Origin of the sequence: Streptomyces aurantiacus JA 4570, from assembly GCF_000414115.1 — a bacterium.
GTDB lineage: Bacteria > Actinomycetota > Actinomycetes > Streptomycetales > Streptomycetaceae > Streptomyces > Streptomyces aurantiacus_A.
Genome location: NZ_AOPZ01000109.1, coordinates 130,487 through 141,604 on the forward strand (window position 1 = coordinate 130,487; position 11,118 = coordinate 141,604).

Annotated in this window: 6 protein-coding genes; 4 read left to right on the forward strand and 2 right to left on the reverse strand. The window is 72.8% G+C overall.

Going from position 1 to position 11,118, the window contains the following annotated elements; translation table 11 throughout:
• Positions 1-64: 64 nt before the first annotated feature.
• Together STRAU_RS13445 and STRAU_RS13450 are read right to left on the reverse strand one after the other, a co-directional pair.
• Positions 65-3,028, reverse strand: coding sequence for an FAD-binding and (Fe-S)-binding domain-containing protein (locus STRAU_RS13445; protein WP_016640854.1), 2,964 nt, complete (start codon positions 3,026-3,028; stop codon positions 65-67).
• A 54-nt stretch (positions 3,029-3,082) separates the two neighbouring features.
• Positions 3,083-3,526 carry a MarR family winged helix-turn-helix transcriptional regulator gene (locus tag STRAU_RS13450; RefSeq protein WP_016640855.1) on the reverse strand — a complete coding sequence of 148 codons (444 nt, stop codon included), beginning with the start codon at positions 3,524-3,526 and terminating at the stop codon, positions 3,083-3,085.
• A gap of 160 nt (positions 3,527-3,686) precedes the next feature.
• On the opposite strand from STRAU_RS13450, the gene STRAU_RS13455 reads away from it, so the two are divergent.
• From STRAU_RS13455 to STRAU_RS13470, 4 genes are all read left to right on the forward strand, one after another.
• Positions 3,687-5,552 (forward strand): ABC transporter ATP-binding protein, encoded by a 1,866-nt coding sequence (locus tag STRAU_RS13455; protein WP_016640856.1) that lies wholly within the window; start codon positions 3,687-3,689, stop codon positions 5,550-5,552.
• A gap of 65 nt (positions 5,553-5,617) precedes the next feature.
• Positions 5,618-6,469 (forward strand): endolytic transglycosylase MltG, encoded by an 852-nt coding sequence (mltG, locus tag STRAU_RS13460; protein WP_016640858.1) that lies wholly within the window; start codon positions 5,618-5,620, stop codon positions 6,467-6,469.
• A gap of 103 nt (positions 6,470-6,572) precedes the next feature.
• On the forward strand, positions 6,573-7,841 hold the full coding sequence (locus STRAU_RS13465; protein ID WP_037659087.1) for a S8 family peptidase: 1,269 nt from the start codon (positions 6,573-6,575) through the stop codon (positions 7,839-7,841).
• A gap of 319 nt (positions 7,842-8,160) precedes the next feature.
• Complete coding sequence (locus tag STRAU_RS13470; RefSeq protein ID WP_259299899.1) at positions 8,161-10,944, forward strand: M4 family metallopeptidase; 2,784 nt, start codon at positions 8,161-8,163, stop codon at positions 10,942-10,944.
• The last annotated feature ends 174 nt before the right edge of the window (positions 10,945-11,118 follow it).

Genomic DNA, 11,118 nt, shown 5'->3' on the forward strand with positions numbered 1-11,118 from the left:
GCCGACTGCCACCCGGCGTGCGCCCGCACGGCGGCCGTTGGGAGGGCTCGGGACACGAGGTGCGTCACTCAGGGCCCGTGGGCCGCGTCGCCCGCTCCAGCTCCTGCAGCACCGAGCCGTACTCCCGTCCCGTCGCGTGCTGCATGCCGACCTCGCACAGGCGGTTCGCCGAGAGGTGGGCGTCGAAGTGACGGGACGTCACCTCGGTGGCTTCCCTGTGCGTGGCCGACTCGGTGAGTTCCTTGTGGAGCATGCCCCGGTCGCCCGCGAACGCGCAGCAGCCCGCGTCGGCCGGGACCACGACCTCGTCCGCGCACGCCTCGGCGACGGCGCGCAGCTGCGGCTCGTCGCCCAAGTGCCGCATGGAGCAGGTGGGGTGGAGGACCGCGGTGCCGATGGTGCGGTGGACGGTGAGGTGGGGGAGGAGGTCTTCGGCGGCCCAGACGAGGGAGTCGACGACGGTCAGTTCCTGGTGCAGCCGGCGGTTGTCGGCCGTGAGGTGGGGCACGACCTCGTGGGCGATGCCGAGCGTGCAGGACGAGGCGTCCACGACGAGCGGCAGCGCCCCGCCCGCCGTCCAGCCCCAGGCGGCCTCCACGATGCGGTTGGCCATCACGCGGTTGCCCGCCTCGTACCCCTTGGAGTGCCAGATCGTCGCGCAGCACGTACCGGCGACGTCGTCGGGGATCCACACCGGCTTGCCCGCGCGGGCCGAGACCGCGACGACGGCCTGCGCGAGAGGGATCTCGCCGGGGCTGGCGAAGATGCGGTTCACGCACGCCGGGTAGTAGACGGCGGACGCGCCCACGCGCGCGGTGTGCGGGAGCCGGGCGGGGGCGGCACCGGGAATCTCCGGCAGCCACTCGGGCACCAGGTCGGGGCGGACGGCCTTGCGGGCGGCCCGGGTGACGGCGGTCAGGAGGCGATCGCCCCGGCCGCCGCCCAGGCGGGCGCCGAGCTTGTCGGCCGCGGCCACCGCGAGGCGCGCGGACGCCTCGACCGCCTTGAAGTTCCGGGCGGCGAGGGCGGCCGCCTTCTCCTCGCGCGGGGAGTGCCGGGCGTGCCGGAAGTCCTTCATGAGGGCGCCCGTGTCGATGCCGACCGGGCACGCCAGCTTGCACGTGGAGTCCCCGGCGCAGGTGTCCACGGCGTCGTATCCGTACGCCTCGACGAGGCCGTCCTCGACCGGGGAGCCCGGCCGCTGCCGCATCATCTCGCGGCGCAGCACGATGCGCTGGCGCGGTGTGGTCGTCAAGTCCTCGCTGGGGCACGTCGGTTCGCAGAAGCCGCACTCGATGCACGGGTCGGCGATCAGCTCGACCTTGGGGATGGTCTTCAGGCCCCGCAGATGGGCCCCGGGGTCGCGGTCGAGGACGACGCGGGGCGCGAGCACGCCGTCCGGGTCGATGACGCGCTTCGTGCGCCACATCAACTCCGTCGCCTTCGGGCCCCATTCGAGCTCCAGGAACGGCGCGATGTTGCGGCCCGTGGCGTGCTCGGCCTTCAGCGAGCCGTCGAACCGCTCGACGGTCAGGCGGCAGAACTCGTCCATGAACGCGGCGTACCGGTCCACGTCGGCGGGCCTGCCCGCGTCGAAGGCGAGCAGGAAGTGCAGATTGCCGTGCGCCGCGTGCCCGGCGACGGCCGCGTCGAAGCCGTGCCGCGTCTGGAGTTCCAACAGGGCCTCGCAGGCGTCCGCGAGGCGCGACGGGGGCACGGCGAAGTCCTCGGTGATGAGCGTCGTGCCCGCCGGGCGCGAACCGCCGACGGCCGTCACGAACGCCTTGCGCGCCTTCCAGTAGCCCGCGATCGCCTTCTGGTCACGGGTGAACTCGTTGGTCACGGAGGCCACGGGCGCCACGAGGGAGAGCTCGCCGAGCACCCGCGCGGCGGCCGCCTCGTACGCCGCCTGCTGTGTCTCGTCCGGCGCGCGGAACTCCACCAGGAGCGCGGCCGTGTCCTTGGGCAGCCGCGCCCAGTCGGCCGGTACCCCCTGCACGCTCACCGACGCGCGCAGCGTGTTGCCGTCCATGAGCTCCACCGCGAGGGCGCCCGCCTCGTTGAACCGCGCCACCGCGGCAGCGGCGGCGGGCAGCGACGGGAAGAACAGCAGCGCGGTCGACACGCACCGGTCGAGCGGCAGCGTGTCGAAGACGACCTCGGAGATGAAGCCGAAGGTGCCCTCGGAGCCGACCATCAGGCCGCGCAGGATCTCCACGGGCGTCGCGCCGTCCAGGAACGCGTCCAGGCGATAGCCGTTGGTGTTCTTGATCTCGTACTTCGCGCGGATCCGGGCCGTCAGCCCCGGGTCCGCCTCGATCTCCCGCTTGATCTCCAACAGGCCCGCGCACAGAGCGGGTTCGGCGCCCGCGAGCTCGTCGTCCGCGTCCGGGTGTGCCGTGTCGACGACCGTGCCGGACGGCAGCACGCACGTCAGGGACGCCACCGTGCGGTACGAGTTGCGGGTGGTGCCCGCCGTCATCCCGGAGGCGTTGTTCGCCACGACCCCGCCGATGGTGCAGGCGATCGCGCTCGCCGGGTCCGGGCCCAGCACCCGCCCGTGGCGGGCCAGCGTGGCGTTGGCGCGCACGACCGTCGTCCCCGGCCCGATCCGCGCCCGCACCGCGCCCTCAGGGCCGTCGACGACCTCGATGCCCGCCCAGTGCTTGCGTACGTCGACGAGGATGTCCTCGCCCTGCGCCTGGCCGTTGAGGGAGGTGCCGGCCGCGCGGAAGACCACTTCGCGGCCCCGGCCGTGCGCGTACGACAGGACGGCCGAGATGTCGTCGATGTCCTCGGCGACGACCACGACCTGCGGCACGAAGCGGTACGGGCTCGCGTCCGAGGCGTACCGCACCAGGTCGGACACCTTAGTGAGGACCTTCTCGGGGCCGAGGATCGCGGTGAGCTCACCGCGCAGCGGCTCGGGGGTGCCGCCGGCCTGCCGGTCGGGGACCCGGTCGGTGGACGGCGCGCGGCCGTCGGGGGCGGGGCGCAGTGCGTCGGGGTCGGGCTCCAGCAGGGGCATGGCCTCTCCTCGGCAGATCGGCTGCGGTTCCTCGCGCGCCGGCGGCGGGCGGGGTCAGCAGCGGTGGCGCTCCGGCACGTCGAACAGGGCGTCGAGCAGGCCGCCGAGCTGCTCGCGCTGCGCGGCGTCCAACGGAGCCAGGATGTCCTCCGCGGCGGCCCGGCGCGCGCCGCGCAGCCGCCCGAGCGCCTTGAGCCCGCTGTCCGTGAGCTCTATGCGGATGACCCGGCGGTTGCTGGGGTCGGGGACGCGGCGCACCAGGGCGGCCGCCTCCAGGCCGTCGACCACGCTGGTGACGGCGCGCGGCACGACCTCGAGGCGCTCGGCGAGGTCGGCCATCCGGGGCGGCGTCTCGTAGTGCGCGAGGGTGCGCAGCAGGCGGGACTGCGCCGGTGTGATGCCGATGGGCTCCAGATGGCGCTTCTGGATGCGGTGCAGCCGACGGGTCAGCCGGAGCAGCTGCTCGGCCAGGAGTCCGTCGGTGTCCGGGTTGCTCATAGTCGAACGTTATCAGGACCAGGTGCATTGTGAGCATAGGTAACAATGAGCTACGCTCTCATAGTCATCGCCGGTGCGTCGGCGGCGCGGGCCGACGTGGGCGCGGCCGTGCGGCCGCCTGCCCGCATCCGGCTCCCCCGCGCACTTCCGTAGGAGCCCATTGCGACACGACGAACCCACGTGGAACCCCCAGGCCGACCGGACCCCCGCGTCCGGTGAGTCCGATCGCGCGTCCGGCGAGTCCGATCGGCCGGACGGGTCCGATGCCCCGGAGCAACCCCGCGAACTGCGCAGGATTCTCCGCCTCTTCCGTCCCTACCGCGCCCGTCTCGCGGTCGTGGGCCTGCTGGTCTGCGCCGCGTCCCTGGTCTCGGTGGCCACCCCCTTCCTCCTGAAGGAGATCCTCGACACCGCGATCCCCGAGGGCCGCACGGGCCTGCTGAGCCTGCTCGCGCTCGGCATGATCCTCAGCGCCGTCGTCACCAGCGTCTTCGGCGTGTTGCAGACCCTGATCTCCACGACCGTCGGCCAGCAGGTCATGCACGACCTGCGCACCGCGGTGTACGGCCGCCTCCAGCGCATGTCGCTCGCCTTCTTCACGCGCACCCGCACCGGCGAGGTCCAGTCGCGGATCGCCAACGACATCGGCGGCATGCAGGCCACGGTCACGTCCACGGCCACCTCCCTGGTGTCGAACCTGACGAGCGTCATCGCGACGGTCGTCGCGATGCTCGCCCTCGACTGGCGCCTGACCGCCGTCTCGCTCCTGCTGCTCCCCGTCTTCGCCTGGATCAGCCGCCGGGTCGGCCGCGAGCGCAAGAAGATCGCCACCGAACGGCAGAAGCAGATGGCCGCGATGGCCGCGACGGTCACCGAGTCGCTGTCCGTCAGCGGCATCCTCCTCGGCCGCACGATGGGCCGTGCCGACTCGCTGACGCGTTCCTTCGAAGAGGAGTCCAGGCAACTCGTCGACCTCGAAGTCCGCTCCAACATGGCCGGACGCTGGCGCATGGCCGTCATCACGATCGTGATGGCCGCGATGCCCGCGGTCATCTACTGGAGCGCCGGCCTCGCCTTCCGGATGGGCGGCCCCACCGTCTCGATCGGCACGCTCGTCGCCTTCGTCTCGCTCCAGCAGGGGCTGTTCCGGCCGACGGTGAGCCTGCTCTCGACCGGCGTGCAGATCCAGACCTCCCTGGCGCTGTTCCAGCGCATCTTCGAGTATCTGGACCTGCCCATCGACATCACCGAGCGCCGGGACCCGGTCCGCCTGGAGACCGTCAAGGGCGAAGTCCGGTTCGAGAACGTCTCGTTCCGTTACGACGAGCAGGGCGCCCCCGTCCTCGACGGCATCGACCTCACGGTGCCCGCCGGCGGCAGCCTCGCGGTCGTCGGGCCGACGGGCTCGGGCAAGTCGACGCTGAGCTACCTGGTGCCGCGCCTGTACGACGTGACGGGCGGCCGCGTCACGCTCGACGGCGTGGACGTGCGCGACCTGGACTTCGACACCCTCGCGCGCGGGGTCGGCGTCGTCTCCCAGGAGACGTATCTCTTCCACGCCTCGGTCGCGGAGAACCTGCGCTTCGCCAAGCCGGACGCGACGGACGAAGAGCTGCACGCGGCGGCGCGCGCCGCCCAGATCCACGACCACATCGCGTCCCTGCCCGACGGGTACGACACCGTGGTCGGCGAGCGCGGCCACCGCTTCTCCGGCGGCGAGAAGCAGCGCCTGGCCATCGCCCGCACGATCCTGCGCGACCCGCCCGTCCTCATCCTCGACGAGGCCACCAGCGCGCTCGACACCCGCACGGAGCACGCCGTCCAGCAGGCCATCGACGCCCTGTCGGCCAACCGGACGACGCTCACCATCGCCCACCGCCTGTCGACGGTCCGCGACGCCGACCAGATCGTGGTCCTCGACTCCGGCCGGGCGGCCGAGCGCGGCACCCACGCCGAACTCCTCGACCGGGGCGGCCGCTACGCCGCGCTGGTGCGCCGGGACGCCCGACTGGAGCCGGTGACATGAGGCAGTGGGGCGAGCGGCGCAGTGTTATGCAGCAAATATGACGAATGTCGGGTTAGCGTGCCCGCATGTACAACACGACCCCGCCACGGGGCACGAAACGGGGCACGATCCGGCTGACGCGCCGGGGCTGGATCGCCTTGACCGCCATCGGCGCCGTCTCGGCGGGCACCGCCGTGGCGGTGCCGACGCTGCTGCCCCTCACCGACTCCGACGAAGCCCGGCCCAAGACGCTGACCGTCCCCGAGGGCTGGCGCTCCGGCCAGGTGTACCAGGCGGTCGACAAGGCGCTGGACGTGCCGGCCGGGACGACGAAGAAGGCCGTCTCCAAGACCGACCTCAAGCTCCCGGGCGACGCGGGCGGCAACCCCGAGGGTTATCTCTTCCCCGCGACGTACCCCATCGGCTCCCAGTCGACGCCCGCCTCCGTCCTGTCGTACATGGTCAACACCGCGAACAAGAAGTTCAGCGGCGGCCACGTCACCGCGGGGGCCGACCGCAACGCCGTGAACATCTACCAGACCATCACCATCGCGAGCATGGTCGAGGCCGAGGCGGACACCGAGGAGGACATGGGCAAGGTCGCCCGCGTCATCTACAACCGCCTGGACCGGGGCATGCCGCTGCAGATGGACTCCACCATCAACTACGCCCTGAACCGCTCCACGCTGAAGACCACCAGCCGCGACACGAAGATCAGCAGCCCGTACAACACCTACGCCCGGATGGGCCTGCCGCCGACCCCGATCGGCAACCCCGGCGAGGCCGCCATGCGCGCCGCGACCAGCCCGACCCCCGGCGACTGGCTGTACTTCGTGACCGTGAAGCGGGGGGACACCCGGTTCACCGCGAACTACGAGGAGCAGCAGCGCAACGTGGCGGAGTTCAACCGCAACGCGCAGCAGGCCGCCGCCCGATGAGCGGTGGGCCTTGTGCCGCCCTGACCCGCGCGAGACGCTGGCGTGCGTTTTTCCGCCAGGCCAGTTCTCCACCGGACCAGCGAAAGGTTCAGGTGCACCGCAGATGAGACAGATGAGAGAGTCCATACGCCGTCGGCCGGCAGCGGTGGCGCTGTCCGCCACGCTGCTCGCCGCGGGTCTCCAGCTCGGCACCGCTCCCGCATCCGCCCAGCCCGCTCCGGAGGGGGAGTTACGGTCCGCCGGTCCTGGTGAGGCCGCGGTGCCGGACGGCTGGATCGTCGTCCTCAAGGAGCCCGCTCGCGCCGCCACGGCCGACGTGTCCGCCGTGGCGCGCGACCTCCTCGGGCGGGCCGAAGGGGCGCGGCTCGGCCATGTGTACCGGGCGGCGCTGCACGGCTTCTCCGCGCGGATGAGCCGGGCCGAGGCCGCCCGCACGGCCGCCGACCCCCGCGTCGCGTACGTACGCCAGGACACCCGCGTACGCGTCGGCGCGACACAGGGGCGACTCACGACGGCCGACCAGACGCAGCCCGACGCGCCCTGGGGCCTCGACCGCGTCGACCAGCGGCGGCTGCCGCTGTCCACGACGTACACGTACCGGACCACCGCACCGGACGTCAGCGTGTACGTCATCGACACCGGACTGCGCACCACGCACCGGGAGTTCGGCGGCCGGGCCTCGGTCGGGACCGACACCGTGGGCGACGGGCAGAACGGCAACGACTGCCACGGACACGGCACCCACGTCGGCGGCGTCGCCGCGGGCGCGACGTACGGGGTGGCCAAACAGGCCAAGCTGATCGCGGTGCGCGTCCTCGACTGCCAGGGATCGGGGACGACTTCGGGCGTCGTCGCGGGCGTCGACTGGGTGACGGCCAAGGCCGCCGGGCCCGCCGTCGCGAACATGAGCCTGGGCGGCGCGGCCAGCGACGTGCTGGACCGGGCCGTGCGCAACTCCATCGCCTCGGGCGTCACCTACACCGTCTCGGCGGGCAGCTCCGGCCAGTCCGGCGGCGCCTGCGCCACCTCGCCCTCCCGGGTGCCCGAGACGATCAGCGTCGGCGGAAGCGACCGCTCCGACCGGGTCATGTCCTCCTCGAACCACGGAAAGTGCGTCTCGCTGTTCGCGCCCGGTGCTCAGATCCCCTCGGCCTGGAAGGACAGCGACACCGCCACGGCCACGCTCAGCGGCACGTCGATGGCGACCGCGCACGCCGCCGGCGCGGCCGCGCTCCACCTCGGCCTCCGGCCCGCGGACACTCCGGCGCTGGTGAAGAAGGGCCTGGTCGACAACGCCACCACGGGCGTGCTCCAGGGCAACCCCCCACCGGCCGTGCCGGACAAGCTGCTCTACACCCTCTACCTGCCCTGACCGGCCGCCTCGCGCGCCCCGGACGATCGCGCACGTGCCTCGGTCCATCCCGCACGTGCCCCGGACAACCCCCCTTTCCACAAAGGATCTTCACAGGGCCGGAAGTCGTCTTGGTGCCCCTCTGCCCCATTGATGCGTCGGCGCATCGTCGCTTCCATGGCTGCCCTGTCCGGCGGCGCCGTGCCGCCGGACCGGTCATGAGGGGGATGGGGAGACAGTGCGTCAGTCCGGATCGCGCTCGGCGAGACCGAGAGCAGGCAGAGCACGGCGGAACGGATCAATCGGTGCGGCGGCGCTGATCAGCGTCGCCGCACTCGTCGTGTCGGTGGCGCCCGCCGACGCGGTGGACACCGCGGCCAAGGCGCCGCCGCCGAGCCCGGGGGAGGTGATCCCGGGGCAGGAGACGGCGACTCCCGCGCTGGTGCGGGGCATCCGGGAGCAGGCGCCGGCGGGCGGCAGCGCGGCGACGGCCGCCCGCGGCCATCTGGAGGCGAAGGAGAGCCGCTACCGCATCAAGGAGCCGGAGCGTGATCTGACGCCGCTGCCGACCGCCACGGCCCCGGGCGGACAGGAGACCGTGCGGCTCCAGCAGAAGCACCGGGGCGTGCCGGTGCTCGGCGGCCAGTACGTCGTCCGCATGGAGAAGAAGAACGGCGAGCGGATCGTCACCGGCACCTCCGGCAAGTACTTCACCGAGCTGCGGACGGCCACGGAACCGGGGATCGGCGAGGACCTCGCGGTCGAGCGGGCCGTCGACGCCGTGCGCGACGACCTGAACGCGCGGCAGTTCCCGCGGCGGGCCGCCGAGGAGCGCGACGGGGGCGAGGCGGCGCCGGAGCTGAAGGGCACCGTCCGCGGCCTTGTCGTGCTGCCCACCGGTCCCGGCGTGCTCACCCGGCACGTCACCGTACGCGGCACCGACCCGGCGAGCGGCGAGCCCGTGCTGCGCGAGGTCTACATCGACGCGCGCGCCGGGTATCCGGTCCTCCAGTACAGCGGGATCAAGACGTTCGGCCGCGCCGCGCCGAGCACGGCGGGCAAGGCGGCCGCCGCACGGTCCGCGGCGGAGGCCGAGCCCCGCGAGAAGGGGTCCGGCGTCAAGCTGGACGGCAAGGGCGTTGGGCTCGACGTGGAGCGCGACACCTCGCGCGAGCTGTACGTCATGCGCGACACCACCCGCATACCGGACGCGGAGGGCTCCGGCCGCACCCTTTCCACGTGGGACGCCCGGGACAAGTCGGTCGGCGAGGTGCTCGGCCAATGGCCGCCGGGCATCCAGGAGTTCGGATCGCCCGCCCCGGCCTTCGGCGGCGACGCCACCGACGCGGGCGCGGTGGACGCGCACTGGGGCGGCGCGCAGGTCTTCGACTACTTCAAGAACAAGCACGGCCGCACGAGCCTCGACGGGCACGGCATGGCCGTCAACTCCCTGGTGGGCGTGACGAACGGCGGCGGCCCGTACGTCAACGCCTTCTGGGACGGCACCAAGATGGTGTACGGAAACGGCGACGCCGAGTACCGGCCGCTGTCCGCCGGCCTGGACGTCGTCGGCCACGAGATGACCCACGGCGTCGTGGAGCACAGCGCGGCCCTCGTCTACGCGGGCCAGTCCGGCGCCCTGAACGAGGCGATCGCCGACTACTTCGGCAACGCCATCGAGACCGAGGCGTACGGAATCCCGGCCAACCACCCGGACGCGGGCCTGGTCGGTGACCGGCTCTGCCGCACCAAGTCCCCGCGCGAGTGCGCGTTCCGCGACCTCAACGACGCCCGGAACACCGCGAAGCACTTCCTCGGCGTCGGCTTCGGCACCGACAACGGCGGCGTGCACCTCAACTCCACCATCTTCGGCGGCGCGCTGTGGGACGCTCGCGCGGACCTGGGCGCCACGCTCACCGACAAGCTCGTGTACCGGGCGCTCACCCAGTACCTGACCCCGCTCGACGGCTTCACCGAGGGCCGGGCCGCCGTGCTGGCCGCCGCCAAGGACCTCGGCGTGCCGGCCGCGGACCAGAGGGTCCTGCAGCGCGCCTTCAACGCCCACGGCATCGTGCCCGGCTGGGAGCTGGCCCTCGGGGTGGACTCCGACACGCTGCTCGAGCGGGTCAACACCTCGGACACGCGCCTCGGCGCGGGCGGCGGCTGGTGGGCCGCGTCCAAGTCCAACGAGGAGGGCTCCGAGCCGTACTCGGTGTGGGCCGGCCGCGCGGACGGCACCGGCTCGCCGAAGCTGATGAGCCCCAACGACGGCCGCTACCACGTCAATCCGGCCACCGACGGCAAGACCGTGGTGTGGCAGGCGGTCGGGCCCACGGGCGCGGAGATCCTCGCCCGGCCGCTGGCCGGCGGACCCGTCAAGAAGCTCGCGCAGCACGCGCGCGGCGTCGGCGACGCGGTGTCCGTCGACGGCGACGTCGTGACGTACCAGTTCTACAACCACGGCGGGCGGCGCGGTGTCGTCTATCTGAGCCTGAAGGACCCGGCGAACAGGACGAGCATCGGCGGCGGCACCTACCACCGGGCGTACTTCCCGTCGGCGAGCGACGGCAAGGTCGTCTATCAGGAGATGAAGCGGGTGCGCGCCGTCTACGAGTGGAGCACCGTGCTCGTCGACGTCGCCACCGGGGAGCGCAAGCGGATCCAGCAGGCCGCGGCGGGCGCCGGCCTCGGCCCGACCGGCATCAACGGCAAGCACGTGTTCTGGCTGGTCGACGAGAACGACGAGAACGACGAGGGCGACGGGGGCGGCGCGACGGCTCTGCGCCGGGCCGGCCTGGACGGCTCCGGGGTGGTCGACCTCAGCCCGGAGGCGGGTCCGAAGGCGCTGAACGCGTACGACCTGACGGTCTCGGACGACGCGGTCACCGTCGGCGCCCGGCTCCCGGACACCGAGTACCGCAACGAGACGCTGGCCAAGCTCTGGCAGTTCGCGGCGGACGGCTCACCGGCGGACGACGGCACGCGCAGGGGACGGGTGTCCTGCAACCGGGGCGAGCAGTTGTCGGCCGCAGCGGTGGAGGGCAGCCAGGTGGTGTGGCTGGACGCGACCACGGGCGTCAGCGACGTGGTGACACGCGCGCGGCCCACGGGGCGATGCGGCTGATGCGAACCTGAGGTGAGGTGGTGCGGGCCGGGGCTCGTCGGGCGGATGCCCGGCGAGCCCCGGGCCTGCGTCCGGCCCCACGGACACAGGTACCCCTGACCTGCGTCCGGCCCTGCCGACACACGGCCCCTGACCTGCGTTCCAGCGGCTCTCCTATTGACATCCGTTCAGTAA

What these genes read in the sequence shown, in the direction of transcription:
- STRAU_RS13445 (WP_016640854.1), bottom strand. Translation starts at nt 3,028, where the DNA reads ATGCCCCTGCTGGAGCCCGACCCCGACGCACTGCGCCCCGCCCCCGAC.
- STRAU_RS13450 (WP_016640855.1), bottom strand. Translation starts at nt 3,526, where the DNA reads ATGAGCAACCCGGACACCGACGGACTCCTGGCCGAGCAGCTGCTCCGG.
- mltG (WP_016640858.1), top strand. Translation starts at nt 5,618, where the DNA reads ATGTACAACACGACCCCGCCACGGGGCACGAAACGGGGCACGATCCGG.
- STRAU_RS13465 (WP_037659087.1), top strand. Translation starts at nt 6,573, where the DNA reads ATGAGACAGATGAGAGAGTCCATACGCCGTCGGCCGGCAGCGGTGGCG.